This window comes from Streptomyces sp. NPDC102462, assembly GCF_044765425.1.
Taxonomy (GTDB): Bacteria; Actinomycetota; Actinomycetes; order Streptomycetales; family Streptomycetaceae; genus Streptomyces.
In genome coordinates this window covers 40,845-59,261 of the sequence record NZ_JBIWKB010000012.1, presented here as the reverse complement: position 1 = coordinate 59,261, position 18,417 = coordinate 40,845, and the positions used below count along the sequence as shown (strand labels likewise).

Below are 18,417 nucleotides of genomic sequence, written 5' to 3'. Positions count from 1 at the left end.
GAGGTCGGAGACAGCGTCGACCCCGAACGCAAACGGACCAAATACGGCCCACTTCGCTCAGCGTCGTTCGGGTTTGGCGCTGCGCGACATGAGTTCCTTGAGGGCCACCACCGGCGGCTTGCCCTCGTGCACGATGCCGACGACCGTCTCCGTGATGGGCATGTCGACGCCGTGCCGGCGGGCCAGATCGAGCACGGACTCGCAGGACTTGACGCCCTCGGCGGTCTGGCTGGTGACCGCGATGGTCTCCTCCAGGGTCATGCCCTTGCCGAGGTTGGTGCCGAAGGTGTGGTTGCGGGACAGCGGCGAGGAGCAGGTGGCCACCAGGTCGCCGAGGCCCGCGAGTCCGGAGAAGGTCAGCGGGTCGGCGCCCAGGGCCGCGCCGAGCCGGGTGGTCTCGGCGAGCCCGCGCGTGATCAGCGAACCCTTGGCGTTGTCGCCGAGCCCCATGCCGTCGGCGATGCCCACGGCCAGGCCGATGACGTTCTTCACGGCGCCGCCCAGCTCGCAGCCCACCACGTCCGTGTTGGTGTACGGACGGAAGTAGGGCGTGTGGCAGTGGGCCTGGAGCCGCCGGGCCACCGCCTCGTCGGTGCAGGCGACGACGGCCGCCGCCGGCATCCGGGCGGCGATCTCACGGGCCAGGTTGGGGCCGGTGACCACGGCGATCCGGTCGTGGCCGACCTTGGCGACGTCCTCGATCACCTCGCTCATCCGCATCGTGGAGCCGAGTTCCACGCCCTTCATGAGGGAGACGAGGACCGTGTCGGGCGCGAGCAGCGGCACCCAGGCGGCGAGGTTGTCGCGCAGCGTCTGCGAGGGCACCGACAGGACCGTGAAGTCGGCGCCCGCGGCGGCCTCGGCGGGGTCGACGGTGGCCCGCAGGTTCGCCGGCAGTTCGACCCCGGGGAAGTAGTCGGGGTTGGTCCGGGTGGAGTTGATCGCCTCCGCGACCTCCGGGCGCCGGGCCCACAGGGTGACCTCGCATCCCGCGTCGGCCAGCACCATCCCGAACGCCGTGCCCCATGAACCGGCGCTGAAGACCGCCGCCTTGACAGGCTCGCTCACTTGCCGCCGTCCCCTTCCTGACCGGTCTGCGCCCGCGTCCTGCGCCGCTGCTCGATCCGCTCCCGGCGCGGATCGTACGGGGTGTCGGGCGCCTTCTCGCCGCGGATCTCCTCCAGCTGGCGGGTGATGGCGGCCATGATGACCTCGGTGGCCTCCTTGAGGACGTCCGCGGTCATCTCCTGGCCGTAGAAGCGCGACAGGTCCACCGGCGGGCCCGCGAGCACGCGGTGCGTCTTGCGCGGCAGCAGGTTCGGCTTCTTGGCGTACGGCGGAAGCAGTTCGTTGCAGCCCCACTGGGCGACGGGCACGACCGGGCACTTGGTCTGCAGGGCCACGCGCGCGGCACCGGTCTTGCCCGTCATGGGCCAGCCGTCCGGGTCGCGGGTGAGGGTGCCCTCGGGGTAGAAGGCGACGCACTCGCCGCGCTCCACCGCGTCGATGGCGGCCCGGAAGGCGCTGAGCGCGTCGGTGCTCTCCCGGTACACGGGGATCTGCCCGGTGCCGCGCATCGCGGCGCCGACGAATCCCTTCTTGAAAAGACCGCTCTTCGCCAGGAATCGCGGCACCCGTCCGGTGTTGTACTGATAGTGCGCGTACCCGAGGGGATCGATGTGGGAATTATGGTTCACCGCGGTGATAAATCCGCCCTCGGCCGGAATGTGCTCCATTCCACGCCAGTCCCGCTTGATCAGAACCACCAGCGGCGGTTTGCAGATCACCGCGGCGAAGCGGTACCAGAAGCCGATTCTGCGGCGGGACACTCGTCCACCTTCCTCTAGAGCCTGGGGAGCCGGACAAGTGTCGCTCCAGGCCGCCGGTCTGTCGAGAACACCGTACGCCCCGCCACCCGGGCCACCCGATGACCCGGGTGACAATGAGCGCGACGAGAGAGGGACGGTACGTCGGTGCAGTGGACCTTGGTCATCCCCCTGAAGCCCTTGGCGCTGGCCAAGAGCAGACTCTCGGACACCGCCGCAGACGGGCTGCGTCCGGGACTGGCCCTGGCGTTCGCACAGGACACGGTGGCGGCGGCGCTGGCCTGTGCGGCGGTGCGGGATGTGGCGGTCGTCACGGACGACGCGGTGGCCGGCCCGGAGCTCGCGGCGCTGGGCGCCCGCATCGTCCCGGACGAGCCGGGCGACGGTCTGAACGCCGCCCTGGCGCATGCGGCCGAAGTCGTCCGGTCGGCACGCCCGAAAGCCCCGGTGGCGGCGCTGAACGCCGATCTGCCGGCCCTGCGTCCGCCGGAATTGGCCCGGGTGCTCGATGCCGCGGCCGCATTCCCGCGCGCCTTTCTCCCCGATGCCGCCGGAATCGGCACGACGCTCCTTGCGGCGACCCCGGGCCGGGAATTGCGCCCGGCTTTCGGCGGCGATTCCCGCGCCCGGCACGGTGCGTCGGGTGCGGTGGAACTCCGGCTCGACGCGGTGGACTCGGTACGGCAGGACGTGGACACCGGCGACGATCTGCGCGCGGCGCTGGCGCTCGGCGTGGGCCCGCGCACCGCGGCGGCGGCCGCGGGCCTGCTGACCCCCGGGCAGTAGGCTGCGGCCATGCAGGCGACCGCGTACACGTACGACCCCGAGACCCGCAGCGGGCAGGTGCTGCTGGACGACGGCACCCCGGTGCCCTTCGACGCGCCGGCGTTCGACGCGGGCGGGCTGCGGCTGCTGCGGCCGGGACAGCGGGTGCGGATCGAGACGGAACCGGCGGCCGGCACCGGCCCAGGGCTGCGGATCACCCTGGTGACCCTGCAGACGCTCTGAGCGTCGAATTGGGCGCCGGGAACGCCGAAAAGCCCCCGGGACGCGCCGCGGGCCGGACTCCCGAGGGAGTCCGGCCCGGCGTGTGAGTGCCCCGGGTGCCCTTACGCCTTGCGGGCGGTGGCCTTCTTGGCGGTGGTCTTGCGAGCCGTCGACTTCTTGGCCGGAGCCTTCTTCGCGGGGGCCTTCTTGGCCGTCGCCTTCTTGGCGGTGGCCTTCTTCGCCGTGGTCTTCTTGGCGGCCGCCGTCGTCTTCTTGGCGGTCGTCTTCTTCGCCGTGGTCTTCTTGGCGGCCGGCGTGGTCTTCTTGGCCGGCGCCTTCTTCGCCGCGGCCTTCTTCGTCGCTGCCACGCCCTTCTTGGCGGCGGTCTTCTTGGCGGCGGCCTTCTTGACCGTCGCGGAAGCACCGCCGGTCAGGCTGCCCTTGGGTGCCTTCTTGACCGAGACCTCGCCGCCACGCGGGAGCTTCTTCGAGCCGCTCACCAGGTCCTTGAAGCCCTGACCGGCACGGAAGCGGGGCACCGAGGTCTTCTTGACCCGAACCCGCTCGCCCGTCTGGGGGTTACGGGCGTAGCGGGCGGGGCGGTCCACCTTCTCGAAGGACCCGAAGCCGGTGACCGAGACCCGCTCGCCCGCGACGACCGCGCGGACGATGGCGTCCAGGACATGATCGACAGCATCGGCGGCCTGCTGGCGGCCACCCATCTTGTCGGCAATCGCTTCTACGAGCTGCGCCTTGTTCACGTCTTCCCCTTCGGAGACATCGCCAGAACGAAAGTGATCTAGCTTTTTCGCACGTTAGGCAGATATATACCGCAAATCAAACACGAAACGGGCTAATCACCCTTGTGCCGCAACGGACTCGGTCCTCTCGGACTTGTTCAGCGTTCCTCTTCGGGGAATCGACCCGCGTCGAGGTCCGCGGTGAACCGGTCGAGCCGCCTTGCCGCGTCGGCGAGATCGTGCTTGGCCGCGGCCGTAATGACCAGCAGCTTCCGGGTCAGCGCCATCCGTACGCCCTCCGGGACTTGCAGTGCGCGCACCCTTGTGTGCGCTTCCTTCAGTTGGTCCGCGACCGCCGCATAGAGCTGGAGTTGGCCGTCGTGTTCCATGCACAGATTGTGCCATCTGGGGCGAGTTGTCGCCTGCCCAGGGGGCAACTGCCGCCGCTGAGGCCCCTCCGGACGCCCGCGCGATCCATCGCCCCGCTGGACGTCTACCCCGCTGATCACCCACGTAACGTGGGGAGTTGAGAGGCGGACGGGGGCGGTCGGGGTCCGTTCGGGTGCAGACATGGCTGTACCCCCAATCGTGGCGATCGGGGGTACAGAGGGGGTGTTGGCGTGGCCGAAACTCGACCTGTCGGGCCGGTTGGCTCAGACCTTCAGCGTCCGCGGCTTGTGGGCGGGCCGCTTCGCCTCGTACGCGGCGATGTCGGCCTCGTTCTGGAGGGTGATGGAGATGTCGTCCAGTCCGTTCAGCAGCCGCCAGCGGGAGTTCTCGTCCAGCTCGAAGGAGGCGGTGATGCCCTCGGCACGCACCTCACGTGCCTCAAGGTCCACAGTGACCTCAGCAGTGACGTCCTTCTCGGTCAGCTCCCACAGCGCGTCCACGATCTTCTGCTCCAGGACCACCGTGAGCAGGCCGTTCTTCAGCGAGTTGCCGCGGAAGATGTCGGCGAACCGGGCGGAGATCACCGCCTTGAAGCCGTAGTTCTGCAGCGCCCAGACCGCGTGCTCACGGGAGGAGCCGGTGCCGAAGTCGGGGCCGGCGACCAGCACGGTCGCGCCCTGCCGCTCGGGCCGGTTGAGGATGAACTCGGGATCCTTGCGCCAGGCCTCGAACAGCCCGTCCTCGAATCCGTCCCGCGTCACCTTCTTCAGCCAGTGGGCGGGGATGATCTGGTCGGTGTCGACGTTGCTGCGGCGCAGCGGTACGGCCCGGCCGGTGTGCGTGGTGAATGCTTCCATGGCTCTCAGACTCCAGCGGGCGTACGGGTGTCGGCGTCGGACAGATCGGCGGGGGACGCGAGGTGGCCCAGGACCGCCGTGGCGGCCGCGACCTGCGGCGACACCAGGTGCGTACGGCCGCCCTTGCCCTGCCGGCCCTCGAAGTTGCGGTTGGAGGTGGACGCGGAGCGCTCACCCGGGGCGAGCTGGTCGGGGTTCATGCCCAGACACATCGAGCAGCCCGCGTGCCGCCATTCGGCGCCGGCCTCCTTGAAGACCACGTCCAGGCCCTCGGAGACGGCCTGGAGACCGACCCGCGCGGAGCCCGGGACGACCAGCATCCGTACGCCGTCGGCGACTTTGCGGTCCTTGAGGACGCCGGCGGCGGCGCGCAGGTCCTCGATGCGGCCGTTGGTGCACGAGCCTACGAAGACGGTGTCCACCCGGATGGAACGCAGCGCCTGTCCGGCCTCCAACCCCATGTATTCCAGGGCCTTTTCGGCGGCCAGCCGCTCCGAGGCGTCGTCGTACGAAGCCGGGTCGGGGACCGCGGACGAAAGGGGTGCGCCCTGGCCGGGGTTGGTGCCCCAGGTGACGAACGGCGAGAGCTCGTCGGCCTTGATGACCACCTCGGCGTCGAAGACCGCGTCCTCGTCGGTGCGCAGCGTCTTCCAGTACTCCACCGCGGCGTCCCAGTCGGCGCCCTCGGGGGCGTGCGGGCGGCCCTTGAGGTAGGCGAAGGTGGTCTCATCGGGGGCGATCATGCCCGCGCGGGCGCCGGCCTCGATCGACATGTTGCAGATGGTCATCCGGGCCTCCATCGAGAGCTTCTCGATGGCGGAGCCGCGGTACTCCAGGATGTAGCCCTGGCCGCCGCCGGTGCCGATCTTCGCGATGATCGCCAGGATCAGGTCCTTGGCGGTGACGCCCGCGGGCAGTTCGCCCTCGATCGTGATCGCCATGGTCTTCGGGCGGGCCAGGGGCAGCGTCTGGGTGGCCAGCACGTGCTCCACCTGGGAGGTGCCGATGCCGAACGCCAGCGCGCCGAAGGCGCCGTGCGTGGAGGTGTGGGAGTCGCCGCAGACGACCGTCGCACCGGGCTGGGTCAGGCCCAGCTGGGGGCCGACCACGTGCACCACGCCCTGCTCGACGTCGCCCAGCGGGTGCAGCCGCACCCCGAACTCGGCGCAGTTCTTGCGCAGGGTCTCCAGCTGGACACGGGAGACCGGGTCGGCGATCGGCTTGTCGATGTCGAGGGTCGGGGTGTTGTGGTCCTCGGTCGCGATGGTGAGGTCGAGGCGGCGCACCCGGCGGCCGTTCTGCCTGAGGCCGTCGAAGGCCTGCGGGCTGGTCACCTCGTGCAGCAGGTGCAGATCGATGAAGAGGAGGTCGGGCTCGCCCTCGGCGCGCCGGACGACATGGTCGTCCCAGACCTTCTCCGCGAGTGTCCTACCCATCGCTTTCCCTCCGGCCGGCAGTGCTGCACCGGCCCAACTAGAGATTTCTCCGGAAACGGCGCCCGCGCCCCTGTTCCCCGGGCGTCCGCCGCCAAGCCCGTCGGTCTGCGGGCCACTGTGTCTTCCAGGGTGGCGTGTTCCACCGAAAATTGAACTTGCGTTTCACAGAGTGAGACGCGAGTATCGTTGCATGGACAACAGTAGCGGCGTCGGCGTTCTGGACAAGGCGGCCCTCGTCCTGAGCGCTCTGGAGTCCGGTCCGGCCACCCTCGCGGGTCTGGTCGGCGCCACCGGACTGGCACGACCCACGGCCCACCGGCTGGCCGTGGCGCTGGAACACCACCGCCTGGTGGCACGCGACATGCAGGGCCGTTTCATCCTCGGACCGCGGCTGGCCGAGCTGGCCGCGGCGGCGGGCGAGGACCGCCTGCTGGCGACGGCGGGCCCGGTGCTCACGCACCTGCGGGACATCACCGGAGAGAGCGCACAGCTCTACCGGCGCCAGGGCGACATGCGCATCTGTGTGGCCGCCGCGGAACGGCTGTCCGGACTGCGGGACACGGTCCCGGTCGGCTCCACGCTCACGATGAAGGCGGGTTCGTCCGCGCAGATCCTGCTCGCCTGGGAGGAGCCCGAGCGGCTGCACCGCGGTCTGCAGGGCGCGCGCTTCACCGCGACGGCCCTGTCCGGAGTGCGGCGCCGCGGCTGGGCCCAGTCCATCGGCGAGCGCGAGCCGGGCGTGGCGTCGGTCTCCGCGCCGGTGCGCGGCCCCTCGAACCGCGTCGTGGCGGCCGTGTCCGTCTCCGGCCCCATCGAGCGACTCACCCGGCACCCGGGCCGGATGCACGCCCAGGCGGTCATCGACGCCGCCGCCCGCCTCTCCGAGGCCCTACGCCGCTCAGGCTGACCCCCAGCAGACCGCGTCCCCCGTCGGAAGGACCAGCCCCAACGCCGCGGCCCCAACCGACGGGCCCCCACCCCACCCACCCCAGGGGCGCGAGGAACTGCGCGCTCAACCACGCACGACCCGCAGATCAAACAACACCCCAGCCACCCCAAGGGGCGCGAGGAACTGCGCGACAAGCCACAACGCACCCGCACCCGAAGGACAGCCGAGGCCCCACAGAGGGGCGCGGGGAACTGCGCGACAAGCCACAACGCACCCGCACCGGAAAGACGGCCGAGGCCCCACAGAGGGGCGCGAGGAACTGCGCGACAAGCCACAACGCACCCGCACCGGAAAGACGGCCGAGGCCCCACAGAGGGGCGCGGGGAACTACGCAACCAGCCACAGACCGACCAACAGGCCGAACAACAGAAAACGGCCCCCCACCTCAGCACACCGGCTAAGGCGAAGAGCCATCGTCCCGTACCCCCGACCGGATTCGAACCGGCGCTACCGCCTTGAGAGGGCGGCGTGCTAGGCCGCTACACAACGGGGGCGAGGATCGTGCGTTTCCGCAGATCCGAGCTGGTCTACCTGGACTCGAACCAAGACTAACTGAACCAGAATCAGTCGTGCTGCCAATTACACCATAGACCAATGATGGTTTAGACCAGTTCAGTACCCCCGACCGGATTCGAACCGGCGCTACCGCCTTGAGAGGGCGGCGTGCTAGGCCGCTACACAACGGGGGCCCAAGCGTCCCGACAGGATCGAGACCGTACCCCCGACCGGATTCGAACCGGCGCTACTGCCTTGAGAGGGCAGCGTGCTAGGCCGCTACACAACGGGGGCTTGCGGATGAGATCCGCGGATGCAGATGAGCTCTGCGAGCTGGCCTACCTGGACTCGAACCAAGACTAACTGAACCAGAATCAGTCGTGCTGCCAATTACACCATAGGCCACTGGAACGCAAGCCCCTGAGGGGATCTTGTTCTAGCTGTGCGCCCGGTTCCCTGGCCTTCCGGCCCGCTCACCGCGGCGCAGGAAGAACATTACCCGAAGGTGGACGGGGCTCCAAAACGGGTATCCGCGCGGACGATCGCGGGAAGTTCGGCCAGCGAGGAGATCCGGTGGGCCGCCGCGACGGCCGCGGCGACGGCCGGCGCCCCGCCGCGGTCGATCCACACGGACAGCAACCCGGCGTCGGCCGCGCCCCGTCCGTCGATCTCCGGGTGGTCGCCGACGTACGCCACCTCGTGCGGTGGCAGGTCCAGGGCCGCGCAGGCCGCCAGGAACGCCTGCGGCGCGGGCTTGGAGACGCCGAGTTCCGCCGCGCACAGCACCGTCTCGAAGCGGTCGCGCACCCCGAGGGCGCGCAGCTTGTGCTCCTGAACGTGGATGCTCGAATTGGACAGCACGGCGTGCCGGTGGCTTACGGCGAGGTCGTCGAGGACGGGCAGCACGTCGGGGAACAGGCTCCACGCGGCCTCGTAGTGCGCGATGTAACGCCGAAACCACGCCTCGGCCTCGTCGTCGGTCAGCTCCGCCCCGAGGAAGTCCCGCACCCGGTCCCGGCGCTGCTCCTCGAAGCCGGCCTCACCGGCTCCGAACCGCGCCCACTGAAGGTCGGTGATCTCCCGCCAGCGCGCGAGGGCCTGCTCCACGCCGTCGTACGCGTGCAGCAGGCCCTCGGCCGCCAGATGGGCCCGCATGCCGGCCCGGTCGGCGGACGTGTAGTCGAAAAGGGTGTCGTCGACGTCCCAGACCACGGCTCGGATGCTCATGGGCCGACGGTAGCGCGCGGCCGGGCCGCGCGCCGCCGTCATGCGCCGTGCCGTTATGCCGTAAGCCGTGCCAGGGCCGCGTCGACGCGGGCCAGCGTCCGCTCCTTGCCGAGCACTTGCAGGGACTCGAACAGGGGCAGGCCGACCGTACGGCCGGTGACCGCGACCCGCACCGGGGCCTGGGCCTTGCCCAGCTTGAGACCGTGGGCCTCGCCGGCCGCCAGGACGGCCTCCTTCAGCGAGTCCGGGGACGTCCAGTCGGCGGACTCCAGCCTCTCGCGGGCCGTGCGGAGCAACGCGTCGGAGCCCTCCTTCATCGCCTTCGCCCAGCTCGCCTCGTCGAAGACCGGCTCCGGCAGGAACAGGAAGTCGACGTTGTCGGTGATCTCCGAAAGGACCTTCAGACGGGTCTGCGCGTGCGGGGCGATGGCCTGCCACTTCGTCTCGTCGAAGCGCTCGGGCGCCCAGGGCGCGAACGGGGCCTGGAGCCAGGGGCGGCAGCGCTCGGTGAAGTCCTTCACGTCCAGCAGCCGGATGTGGTCGGCGTTGATGGCCTCGCACTTCTTCAGGTCGAAGCGGGCCGGGTTGGGGTTCACATCGGCGATGTCGAAGGCCGCGACCATCTCGTCGACGGTGAAGATGTCCTGGTCGGCGGAGAGCGACCAGCCGAGCAGGGAGAGGTAGTTGAGCAGCCCCTCGGGGAGGAAGCCGCGCTCCCGGTAGAGGTTCAGGGACGACTGCGGGTCCCGCTTGGAGAGCTTCTTGTTGCCCTCGCCCATCACGTACGGGAGATGGCCGAACTCCGGGATGCCCTGCGCGATGCCCAGCTCGATCAGGGCCTTGTAAAGGGCGATCTGGCGGGGGGTCGAGGAGAGCAGGTCCTCGCCGCGCAGGACGTGGGTGATCTCCATGAGGGCGTCGTCGACCGGGTTGACCAGCGTGTACAGCGGCGCGCCGTTGGCGCGGACGATGCCGTAGTCGGGCACGTTCTCCGGGGTGAAGGTCAGCTCGCCGCGGACCAGGTCGGTGAAGGTGATCGTCTCGTCCGGCATGCGGAAGCGGACGATCGGGGTGCGGCCCTGGGCCTGGTACTGCTCGATCTGCGCGGCGGTCAGGTCGCGGCAGTGGCCGTCGTACCCGGAGGGCCGGCCGGCCGCGCGGGCCGCCTCACGGCGGGCGTCCAGCTCCTCCTGGGAGCAGTAGCAGTGGTAGGCGTGGCCGGCGTCGAGGAGCTTGGTCGCGACATCCCGGTAGAGGTCCATGCGCTGCGACTGGCGGTACGGCGCGTGGGGGCCGCCGACCCCCGGTCCCTCGTCCCAGTCGAAGCCCAGCCAGCGCATCGCGTCGAGCAGCTGGTCGTAGGACTCCTCGGAGTCCCGGGCCGCGTCGGTGTCCTCGATGCGGAAGACGAGCGTGCCCTGGTGGTGCCGGGCGAACGCCCAGTTGAACAGGGCGGTGCGGACCAGGCCCACATGGGGGTTACCGGTGGGCGAGGGGCAGAAACGGACGCGTACAGGAGAGCCGGGTGCGCTAGCCACGCTTGACAACCTTGTTGGTGAGAGTGCCGATGCCTTCGATGGTGACGGCGACCTCGTCGCCGACGTTGAGGGGGCCGACCCCAGCGGGGGTGCCGGTGAGGACCACGTCGCCGGGGAGCAACGTCATGGCCTCGGTGATGTTGACGATCAGGTCCTCGATGGGGTGGATCATCTCGCTCGTGCGGCCCAGCTGGCGCTGTTCGCCGTTGACGGTGAGCTGGAGGGTGAGGTCGTTCGCGCGCTCCAGGTCCAGGTCGGTCTCCACCCAGGGGCCGAGCGGGCAGGAGGTGTCGAAGCCCTTGGCCCTGGCCCACTGCTTCTCGCGCCGCTGGACGTCACGGGCGGTGATGTCGTTGGCGCAGGTGTAACCGAAGATCACGTCCTTGACGCGGTCGCGCGGGACCTCGCGGCACATCCGGCCGATGACCACGGCCAGCTCGGCCTCGTGGTGCAGTTCCGTGGAGAACGACGGGTACTGGATCTCGTCGCCGGGGCCGATCACCGAGGTGGACGGCTTGAAGAAGGCGAACGGGGCGTCGGGGACCGCGTTGCCGAGTTCTTTCGCGTGCTCGGCGTAGTTGCGGCCGAAGGCCACGACCTTGTTGGGGAGCACCGGCGGGAGCAGCCGCACCTTGCTCAGCGGGACCTTGGTCCCGGACAGTTCGTGGTCCGCGAACGGGATGCCCTTGATGATGTCGAGGACGAGTTCGTCCTGCTTGTCGCCCTCGACCGCGCCGAAGGCGACGTTCCCGTCGATGGAGAACCTGGCGATGCGCACGGGATGCTTGCGCCCCTTAACTGAGAAGACCCGCGTCGGCTTGCGACCGGCTGGATGTCGGCTGGAGTCTGACGCTCCAGGCTAACGCGGCACGGGGGCCGTGACCTCGCGGATTACCGGACAGGCGGATGACCGGGCACGACGAAGGGCGCCACCGCGGAGGTGGCGCCCGTGCCACCGGAGCCCCGATGCCCATGCCACACAGCCCGGAGTAGGCGAGGCCCGCCGCCAGGGCCCCGATGCCGGTGGCACGCGGCCCGGGGATGGGCAGGACGAGCCACCAGGGGCACCGATACCCGTGCCACGCAGCCCGGGGCGGGCCAGCCGGACCGACGGCGCGCCGACGTCCGTGGCACCCGGCCCGGAGTGAGCCGAGCACGCGCCGGGCCCCTGATCGCCCTGCCGCCCCGGACCCGGGCACCCCGCAGACGACGAGACGGCCCCACGAAGCCCCGACATCCCCGCGCACACAGCCCGGGAATGGGCAGGGCAAGCGCCAGGGCACCGATGCCCGTGGCACGCAGCCCAGAGCGAGCAGAGCGCCCGCCAGGGCCATCGCCCTGCCGCCCCGGACCGCGACACCCCGCAGACGACGAGACGGCCCGACGAAGCCCGGTGCGCACAGCCCGGAATGGGCAAAGCCCGCCGCCGGGGCGCCGATGCCCGTGCCGCGCAGTCCAGGGCGGGCCGGGCGGACCGACGGGGCGACGACGTCCGTGGCAGGTAGCCCGAGGGCGGCGCGGGCCGACGGGGCCCAACGGCCGCGGCGGGCCGGGCCGGGCGGCCCCTGCGCGTACTACTCCGCGGGGGTCGCCGCGGCCGGGACCTCCATGAGGACCGTGCGCCGCGGGTTGGCGGTCTGGGCCGGCAGGTCGAGGGAGTGCTCCGGCAGTTCCGGTGCCCGCAGCCCGTCGGCGTCGTCGAGGTGGGTGAGAGTGGTGCGACGCGGGTTGGCTATGGTGCGGAACATCATCGTGGTCTTCACGGCTGTAGGAACCCTGTCCTGTGTGGGTTGGCAGATACTTCCCTCTTGTAAAGCGTCAGGCTAAACATCCGATTCCCCGGCGCCGTCGTGAAGCGCCCGTGATGGGCGTGTGAGTTTGCTCACGAATCCAGGCACAAACCGGTCAATCCTGACGGTCAACTCGCCTCAGCGAAACGGACATTGCGTCCCTGAAGCTGGCATTCCGCTCCTGATCATCGCGACTGGGACACGGTCCGGCGGTCGGCGACTCGCTGGAGTAAGTCCGTTATGTGCGAGATCTTTTTCCACGTCTCGTGACGCCGCACTCACACGCTGTCACAGAGGTCATGTGCTGGCCCACGGGCCTTGTTGGAGATCCGGCACTGTGCTGGAATTCCACGGACCGCCGCGGGATCGAGCCGGCGCTCAGGGGGCGCGAAGCAGCGCCGAGTGGCGGCGAGACAGGGGGAGCCAGCGCCGGTCACTCACGACCACCCGGGGGGCGTATTCAGGGCGCTCCCCGACAACGCCGACACCGCCCGTCCGCTCACGCGGAGGGGCGCCTGGTCCAGAGGTTGCGACGCTAGTGCAGGGACGTTTCAAGAGGGATGGCAGCGCTCCGGCGGAGCCGGAGGCGCACGGCGGGACCGGCCGCGGCGCCTCGCCCCAGCACGCCCAGAACCCGGGCCCGGCCCCGTCCGGCGACGGCGGAGAGCGCCCCGGGCGCCCCGCTGCCCCGTCCACACCGCCGAGCCCCGCGCCCCCGGTCAAGCCCGCCAAGGGCCCGACCGGCCCCGGATCGCGAATAGCCCTGCGCAACTGGCGTATCTCCACGCGTCTGGTGTCGCTGCTCACGCTTCCCGTGGTCGCGGCCACCTCGCTGGGCGCGCTGCGCATCAACCAGTCCATGGACGACATCCAGCAGCTCGACAACATGAAGCTGCTGACGGCCATGACGAAGCAGGCGACCGAACTCGCCGCGGCGCTCCAGGAGGAGCGCGACCAGTCCGCAGGACCGCTGGCGCACGGCCTGAAGACGGACAACTTCACCGTCAAGGGCTACCAGGACCGCACCGACCGGGCCCTGACCAACTTCCTCAACGCCTCCGAGGACATCGACGCCGCGAGCAAGGACGGCAACCTCCAGGGCGTCCGCGACAGCCTCGTCGGCCTGGCCGGCCAGCTGGACAACCTGGCCAAGATCCGCCGCTCCGCGTACCAGTCCAAGGACAACTCGACCCAGACGGTCGAGGCGTACCACCGGCTGATCACCCAGCTGATCGGCCTCTCCTCGGACATGGCCCAGGCGTCCAGCAACCCGGAGATGATCCAGCGCACCCGCGCCCTGGCGGCCTTCTCCACCGCCAAGGAGTACGCGTCCGTGCAGCGCGCCGTCATCGCCGCGGCCCTGCCCGACACCAACAAGACGCTCGGCAACCTCTCCGACAACGACCGCCTCTACGGCGATTCGGCGCTGCAGAGCGAGTCCTCCGAGCTGAACATCTTCCGCAAGCTCTACTCCGAGCAGGGCGCCGAGGAACTTCTCAAGCCCATCGACGAGGGCAACCCGACCATCGAGTCCGCGGACACCTACGCCAAGCGCGCGCTCGGCGGCGAAGAGGGCATCAACGGGCTGCCGAAGCGGTCCTACCGCGACTGGGTCGACGACAGCTCGACCAAGATCGAGCAGATGAAGAAGATCGAGCACACGCTGCTCGAAGAGATGGAGCAGAAGGCCCGCGAGCTGCGCAGCGCCACCGAGCGCGACGCGATCATCTCCGGTGCGCTGATCCTGCTCGTCCTCGGTGTCTCCCTGGTCGGCGCGTTCGTCGTCGCCCGGTCCATGATCCGCTCGCTGCGCCGGCTCCAGGACACCGCGACCAAGGTCGCCCAGGACCGGCTGCCCGAGCTGGTCAAGCAGCTGTCCGAGTCGGACCCGCAGGACGTCGACACGTCCGTGGAGTCGGTCGGTGTGCACTCCCGGGACGAGATCGGCCAGGTGGCCGCGGCCTTCGACGACGTGCACCGCGAGGCGGTCCGCCTCGCCGCCGAGCAGGCCCTGCTGCGGGGCAACGTCAACGCGATGTTCACCAACCTCTCGCGCCGCTCCCAGGGCCTCATCCAGCGTCAGCTGTCGCTCATCTCCGAACTGGAGTCCCGCGAGGCCGACCCGGACCAGCTGTCCTCGCTGTTCAAGCTCGACCACCTCGCCACCCGTATGCGCCGCAACGGCGAGAACCTGCTCGTCCTCGCCGGTGAGGAGCCCGGCCGCCGCTGGACCCGGCCGGTCCCGCTGGTCGACGTGCTGCGCGCCGCCGCCTCCGAGGTGGAGCAGTACGAGCGGATCGAGCTGGCCTCGGTGCCGACCACCGAGGTCGCGGGACGCGTCGTCAACGACCTCGTGCACCTGCTCGCCGAGCTGCTGGAGAACGCGACCTCGTTCTCCTCGCCGCAGACGAAGGTCAAGGTCACCGGTCATGCGCTGCCCGACGGCCGGGTGCTGATCGAGATCCACGACACCGGCATCGGCCTCTCCCCCGAAGACCTCGCGGCGATCAACGAGCGGCTTGCCTCGCCGCCCACCGTGGACGTCTCCGTCTCCCGCCGCATGGGCCTGTTCGTGGTCGGCCGGCTGTCGCAGCGGCACGGCATCCGCATCCAGCTGCGCCCGTCCGACTCGGGTGGCACGACGGCGCTGGTCATGCTGCCCGTCGATGTCGCCCAGGGCGGCAAGAAGCCCGCTCCGGGCAAGCCGGGTGTGCCCGCCACGGGCGGCCCGGCCGCCGCGCAGGCCGCCGCGGGCGCTGCCGCGGCCCGGCGGGGTGCCGCCCAGGGCGGCCCGGGTCCCCTCGGTGCCGGTGGGCCCGGCGGCGGTGGCCGGCTCGGCGCCGGATCCGGTGCGCGCGGCCAGGTCGGCGCCGGCCAGGGTCCGCGGGCCGCACTGCCCGGCACGGGTCAGGGTGGCCGGCCGGGTGCGCACGCCGGCGCACGCGGGCCGCAGCAGGGCCCGCCCAGCCCGGCCGGAGCGGGCGCCGGAGCCTTCGGCGGTCAGGCGCCGGGCGCTCCGCAGGGCCTGCAGGCGGCCGGCTCAGGCGGACCCGAGCAGGACGTCTTCGGCGGCCGTCCTCCGGTGCCACCGCAGCGTGGCGGCGCCGACCAGGGCCGGCAGCCGCAGCTGCCGCCGCGCGGCGGGCCGCGGGCCGAGCTGCCGGGCGGCAACCCGCAGCAGCGCACGCCCAGCTGGAGCGACGAGAACGCGCAGCCGCCGCTGTCCCGGGCCTCGCTCGACACCCCGCGCGGCCATGACGAGCAGGATCCGGCGCAGACCTCGCGCATGCCGCGGTTCGACGACCGCCAGGGCCCCGGCGCGACGGCGGAGATGCCGGCGATCCCCGCGGGCGACGCCTCCCAGGGTCCGGCCGCCACGGGCGAGTTCCCCCGGCCGGACTTCACCGGTGCGAACGGCACGCAGAACACCGGCCAGTTCGACCGCTCCGGCTTCGACGCCCCGCAGGGCGGCGGCGGCTCGTTCGGCCGCCCTGGCGGGCCCGGTCGGCAGGACTCGGGCCAGTTCGTGCGCTCCGACGTCTTCGGTACGCCGAGCGGCCGGCAAGACGCCCCCGCCCCGGACCGGTTCGCCGCCCAGCAGGCGTACGACGACGGTTCCACCGGGCAGTTCCCGGCGCAGGGCTATGACAACGGCTCCACGGGGCAGTTCCCGGCGCAGGGTTACGACAACGGCTCCACCGGCCAGTTCCCCGCACAGGGCTATGACAACGGCTCCACCGGCCAGTTCCCCGCACAGGGCTATGACAACGGCTCCACCGGCCAGTTCCCCGCACAGGGCTACGACAACGGCTCCACCGGCCAGCACGCGCTGCCCGGCCGGCCGGGCCAGCAGCACACGGGCCAGTTCGAACGGCCGCAGACCAACGGCCGGGGCACCGACTTCTCCGGGCAGCGCCCCGCGGTGCCGCCGCGGCGCGCGCGCCGTCAGGAACCGGAGGCGCTGCCCCCGGCGAGCGGTCCCGGAGACGGCCGTACCCCGCTGTACGACACCCTGGAGACCAACTGGTTCCGCGGCGGCCAGCAGGGCAACGGCTCGGCTCCGGCCGGGCAGCAGCCGCAGGACGGACCGGCTCCTTCGGCGGGCCCGCAGCATCCCGTCACGAGTTCCTGGCGCAGCTCGCCGAACGACGAACTCGTCCGGCAGGCCGAGCGGGTGCGCCAGCCCGCGGCGGGCGGGGTCACCACCTCAGGCCTGCCGCGCCGGGTACCCCGGGCGAACCTCGTCCCGGGCACGGCTCAGCAGCAACAGCACCAAAGCGGTCCGCAGGTCTCACGCGCGCCCGATGACGTGCGTGGCCGGCTGACCAATCTCCGTCGGGGTATCGCGCAGGGTCGTCAGGTCAACAACGGCCAGACCGGCAGCTTCCCGAGCCCCACTCACCAGCAGGAGCGTTAGTTGAGCCAGATGAGCCAGGCGGCACAGAATCTCAACTGGTTGATCACCAACTTCGTGGACAACACCCCCGGGGTGTCCCACACCGTCGTCGTGTCCGCCGACGGACTCCTTCTGGCGATGTCGGAAGGCTTTCCCCGGGACCGCGCCGACCAGCTCGCGGCCGTCGCCTCCGGGCTCACCTCGCTGACGGCCGGGGCCTCCCGGATCTTCGAGGGGGGCGATGTGTCGCAGACGGTCGTCGAGATGGAACGCGGGTTCCTCTTCCTCATGTCCATCTCGGACGGCTCGTCCCTCGCCGTCCTCGCCCACCCCGAGTGCGACATCGGCCTCGTCGGCTACGAGATGGCGCTCCTCGTCGACCGCGCGGGCGCCGTCCTCACACCCGACCTGCGCGCCGAACTACAGGGCAGTCTGCTGCACTGACCGGCCCCGGATCCACCCAGCTCACCAAATCACCGTCCGGCCGCCACAAACCCCCCACCGGCCCCGTCAGACGGCACGACTGACCGACCTGCTGTCCCGCCCGGAGGATTCATGACCCCGCCCACCGCCTCTCATGATCCGTACGCGGAGCCGTACGGGGACGAGGGCGACCAGCCGCTGGTACGTCCCTACGCGATGACCGGCGGCCGGACCCGGCCGCGCTACCAGCTCGCCATCGAGGCACTGATCAGCACCACGGCCGACCCGGCAGCGCTCATGGGGCTGCTCCCGGAGCACCAGCGCATCTGCCACCTGTGCCGCGAGGTGAAGTCCGTGGCCGAGGTGTCCGCGCTCCTCACCATGCCCCTGGGCGTGGCCCGGATCCTGGTCGCCGACCTCGCCGAGGCCGGCCTGGTCGCCATCCACCAGCCGGGTGGCGACGAGAACAACGGCGGTGCACCGGACGTGACACTGCTCGAAAGGGTGCTCAGTGGACTTCGCAAGCTCTGACGGGGGCCGGGCCACCACCTCCGCGAAGATCGTGGTGGCGGGTGGCTTCGGCGTCGGCAAGACGACCTTCGTCGGTGCCGTCTCCGAGATCAACCCGCTGCGCACGGAGGCCGTGATGACGTCCGCCAGCGCGGGCATCGACGACCTCACCCACACCGGGGACAAGACCACCACCACGGTGGCCATGGACTTCGGCCGCATCACGCTCGACCAGGACCTGATCCTGTACCTGTTCGGCACCCCCGGCCAGGACCGGTTCTGGTTCATGTGGGACGACCTGGTGCGCGGCGCCATCGGCGCCGTGGTCCTGGTGGACACCCGCCGGCTCGCGGACTGCTTCCCCGCGGTCGACTACTTCGAGAACAGCGGTCTGCCGTTCGTCATCGCGCTCAACGGCTTCGACGGCCACCAGCCGTACACCCCCGACGAGGTGCGCGAGGCGCTGCAGATCGGGCCGGACACGCCGATCATCACGACGGACGCCCGGCACCGGTCCGACGCCAAGAGCGCGCTGATCACTCTGGTCGAGCACGCCCTGATGGCACGGCTGAGGTAGCGATCAAGTCAGCAGTGACATACGGCAGTTGTCGTACGGACAGCGGAGCGGGCTGTGGCTTTTGACACGGTCGGCTCCGCTGTTCATAACGTTTCGGCAGAGGAATCGGATGGTACGGCCACGCGTCGCGGTCGACCGGTGCCGCTGCGCTCACAAAGGCCCCGTCTTTTGACGGGGCTCGCTCTTTATGACCGTTTTATCTGCGGTCCGGATCACTCGGAATCCCTGGTTTCCACTGTTTGGAAGTGCGCTGGTCGACGTGCTGGAATGCCTGAA

The 18,417-nt window shown here is 70.7% G+C and carries 17 protein-coding genes and 5 tRNA genes; 7 read left to right on the top strand and 15 right to left on the bottom strand.

Going from position 1 to position 18,417, the window contains the following annotated elements; genetic code table 11:
- Window positions 1-57 precede the first annotated feature (57 nt).
- Both ACIRFL_RS13365 and ACIRFL_RS13360 read right to left on the bottom strand, forming a co-directional pair.
- Window positions 58-1,068: an NAD(P)H-dependent glycerol-3-phosphate dehydrogenase gene (locus ACIRFL_RS13365; protein ID WP_404027443.1), complete on the bottom strand. Its 1,011-nt coding sequence runs from the start codon at window positions 1,066-1,068 to the stop codon at window positions 58-60.
- Window positions 1,065-1,829 carry a lysophospholipid acyltransferase family protein gene (locus ACIRFL_RS13360; RefSeq protein WP_404027441.1) on the bottom strand — a complete coding sequence of 255 codons (765 nt, stop codon included), beginning with the start codon at window positions 1,827-1,829 and terminating at the stop codon, window positions 1,065-1,067. Before ACIRFL_RS13360 ends, ACIRFL_RS13365 begins: the two co-directional genes overlap by 4 nt.
- 144 nt (window positions 1,830-1,973) lie before the next feature.
- Between ACIRFL_RS13360 and cofC the strand changes: the two genes are divergently transcribed.
- Together cofC and ACIRFL_RS13350 are read left to right on the top strand one after the other, a co-directional pair.
- On the top strand, window positions 1,974-2,612 hold the full coding sequence (cofC, locus tag ACIRFL_RS13355; protein WP_404027439.1) for a 2-phospho-L-lactate guanylyltransferase: 639 nt from the start codon (window positions 1,974-1,976) through the stop codon (window positions 2,610-2,612).
- 9 nt (window positions 2,613-2,621) lie between these two features.
- Window positions 2,622-2,834 (top strand): hypothetical protein, encoded by a 213-nt coding sequence (locus tag ACIRFL_RS13350; protein WP_404027437.1) that lies wholly within the window; start codon window positions 2,622-2,624, stop codon window positions 2,832-2,834.
- A 101-nt stretch (window positions 2,835-2,935) separates the two neighbouring features.
- Here the strand turns inward: ACIRFL_RS13350 and ACIRFL_RS13345 are convergent, their stop codons facing one another.
- The 4 genes from ACIRFL_RS13345 to leuC form a co-directional block, all read right to left on the bottom strand.
- Window positions 2,936-3,574: an HU family DNA-binding protein gene (locus ACIRFL_RS13345; protein WP_404027435.1), complete on the bottom strand. Its 639-nt coding sequence runs from the start codon at window positions 3,572-3,574 to the stop codon at window positions 2,936-2,938.
- A gap of 137 nt (window positions 3,575-3,711) precedes the next feature.
- On the bottom strand, window positions 3,712-3,942 hold the full coding sequence (locus ACIRFL_RS13340) for a hypothetical protein (protein WP_351735582.1): 231 nt from the start codon (window positions 3,940-3,942) through the stop codon (window positions 3,712-3,714).
- Window positions 3,943-4,206: 264 nt separating this feature from the next.
- Complete coding sequence (leuD, locus tag ACIRFL_RS13335; RefSeq protein ID WP_404027433.1) at window positions 4,207-4,800, bottom strand: 3-isopropylmalate dehydratase small subunit; 594 nt, start codon at window positions 4,798-4,800, stop codon at window positions 4,207-4,209.
- 5 nt (window positions 4,801-4,805) lie between these two features.
- The gene (leuC, locus tag ACIRFL_RS13330) at window positions 4,806-6,236 is read right to left on the bottom strand and encodes a 3-isopropylmalate dehydratase large subunit (protein WP_404027430.1); all 1,431 of its coding nucleotides are present in this window, start codon (window positions 6,234-6,236) and stop codon (window positions 4,806-4,808) included.
- Between the two features lie 190 nt (window positions 6,237-6,426).
- Here leuC and ndgR point away from each other — a divergent pair, with 190 nt between their 5' ends.
- Entirely contained in the window at window positions 6,427-7,143 is a 717-nt protein-coding gene (gene ndgR / locus ACIRFL_RS13325; RefSeq protein ID WP_404027428.1) for an IclR family transcriptional regulator NdgR, read from the top strand.
- A 463-nt stretch (window positions 7,144-7,606) separates the two neighbouring features.
- On the opposite strand, the gene ACIRFL_RS13320 is transcribed toward ndgR, so the two are convergent.
- The 9 genes from ACIRFL_RS13320 to ACIRFL_RS13280 all read right to left on the bottom strand — a co-directional run bounded on the left by ACIRFL_RS13320 (window position 7,607) and on the right by ACIRFL_RS13280 (window position 12,208).
- Window positions 7,607-7,679, bottom strand: a tRNA-Glu gene (locus ACIRFL_RS13320).
- Window positions 7,680-7,707: 28 nt separating this feature from the next.
- A tRNA-Gln gene (locus tag ACIRFL_RS13315) sits at window positions 7,708-7,779 on the bottom strand.
- Between the two features lie 22 nt (window positions 7,780-7,801).
- Window positions 7,802-7,874: transfer RNA gene (locus tag ACIRFL_RS13310), tRNA-Glu, on the bottom strand.
- Between the two features lie 27 nt (window positions 7,875-7,901).
- Window positions 7,902-7,974 (bottom strand) — tRNA-Glu (locus ACIRFL_RS13305).
- A gap of 39 nt (window positions 7,975-8,013) precedes the next feature.
- A tRNA-Gln gene (locus tag ACIRFL_RS13300) sits at window positions 8,014-8,085 on the bottom strand.
- Between the two features lie 90 nt (window positions 8,086-8,175).
- On the bottom strand, window positions 8,176-8,907 hold the full coding sequence (locus tag ACIRFL_RS13295; RefSeq protein ID WP_404027425.1) for an HAD family hydrolase: 732 nt from the start codon (window positions 8,905-8,907) through the stop codon (window positions 8,176-8,178).
- Window positions 8,908-8,960: 53 nt separating this feature from the next.
- Entirely contained in the window at window positions 8,961-10,445 is a 1,485-nt protein-coding gene (gltX, locus tag ACIRFL_RS13290) for a glutamate--tRNA ligase (protein ID WP_404027422.1), read from the bottom strand.
- Window positions 10,438-11,223: a fumarylacetoacetate hydrolase family protein gene (locus ACIRFL_RS13285; protein ID WP_121890772.1), complete on the bottom strand. Its 786-nt coding sequence runs from the start codon at window positions 11,221-11,223 to the stop codon at window positions 10,438-10,440. The genes gltX and ACIRFL_RS13285 overlap by 8 nt, the downstream gene beginning before the upstream one ends.
- A 796-nt stretch (window positions 11,224-12,019) precedes the next feature.
- On the bottom strand, window positions 12,020-12,208 hold the full coding sequence (locus ACIRFL_RS13280; protein WP_404027419.1) for a hypothetical protein: 189 nt from the start codon (window positions 12,206-12,208) through the stop codon (window positions 12,020-12,022).
- Window positions 12,209-12,773: 565 nt separating this feature from the next.
- Between ACIRFL_RS13280 and ACIRFL_RS13275 the strand changes: the two genes are divergently transcribed.
- The 4 genes from ACIRFL_RS13275 (at window position 12,774) to ACIRFL_RS13260 (ending at window position 18,141) form a co-directional block, all read left to right on the top strand.
- Window positions 12,774-16,652: a nitrate- and nitrite sensing domain-containing protein gene (locus tag ACIRFL_RS13275; RefSeq protein WP_404027417.1), complete on the top strand. Its 3,879-nt coding sequence runs from the start codon at window positions 12,774-12,776 to the stop codon at window positions 16,650-16,652.
- Between the two features lie 9 nt (window positions 16,653-16,661).
- Window positions 16,662-17,075, top strand: a complete 414-nt coding sequence (locus ACIRFL_RS13270) for a roadblock/LC7 domain-containing protein (protein ID WP_404027637.1) — start codon at window positions 16,662-16,664, stop codon at window positions 17,073-17,075.
- Between the two features lie 111 nt (window positions 17,076-17,186).
- A complete protein-coding gene (locus ACIRFL_RS13265; protein WP_121890765.1) occupies window positions 17,187-17,585 on the top strand; it encodes a DUF742 domain-containing protein in 399 nt (132 codons plus the stop codon).
- Window positions 17,566-18,141, top strand: coding sequence for a GTP-binding protein (locus ACIRFL_RS13260; protein WP_404027414.1), 576 nt, complete (start codon window positions 17,566-17,568; stop codon window positions 18,139-18,141). Before ACIRFL_RS13265 ends, ACIRFL_RS13260 begins: the two co-directional genes overlap by 20 nt.
- Window positions 18,142-18,417 lie beyond the last annotated feature (276 nt).

Coding starts and splice junctions, on each gene's coding strand:
- ACIRFL_RS13350 (WP_404027437.1), top strand. CDS start 2,622: ATGCAGGCGACCGCGTACACGTACGACCCCGAGACCCGCAGCGGGCAG.
- ACIRFL_RS13340 (WP_351735582.1), bottom strand. CDS start 3,942: ATGGAACACGACGGCCAACTCCAGCTCTATGCGGCGGTCGCGGACCAA.
- leuD (WP_404027433.1), bottom strand. CDS start 4,800: ATGGAAGCATTCACCACGCACACCGGCCGGGCCGTACCGCTGCGCCGC.
- leuC (WP_404027430.1), bottom strand. CDS start 6,236: ATGGGTAGGACACTCGCGGAGAAGGTCTGGGACGACCATGTCGTCCGG.
- ndgR (WP_404027428.1), top strand. CDS start 6,427: ATGGACAACAGTAGCGGCGTCGGCGTTCTGGACAAGGCGGCCCTCGTC.
- ACIRFL_RS13295 (WP_404027425.1), bottom strand. CDS start 8,907: ATGAGCATCCGAGCCGTGGTCTGGGACGTCGACGACACCCTTTTCGAC.
- ACIRFL_RS13270 (WP_404027637.1), top strand. CDS start 16,662: ATGAGCCAGGCGGCACAGAATCTCAACTGGTTGATCACCAACTTCGTG.
- ACIRFL_RS13265 (WP_121890765.1), top strand. CDS start 17,187: ATGACCCCGCCCACCGCCTCTCATGATCCGTACGCGGAGCCGTACGGG.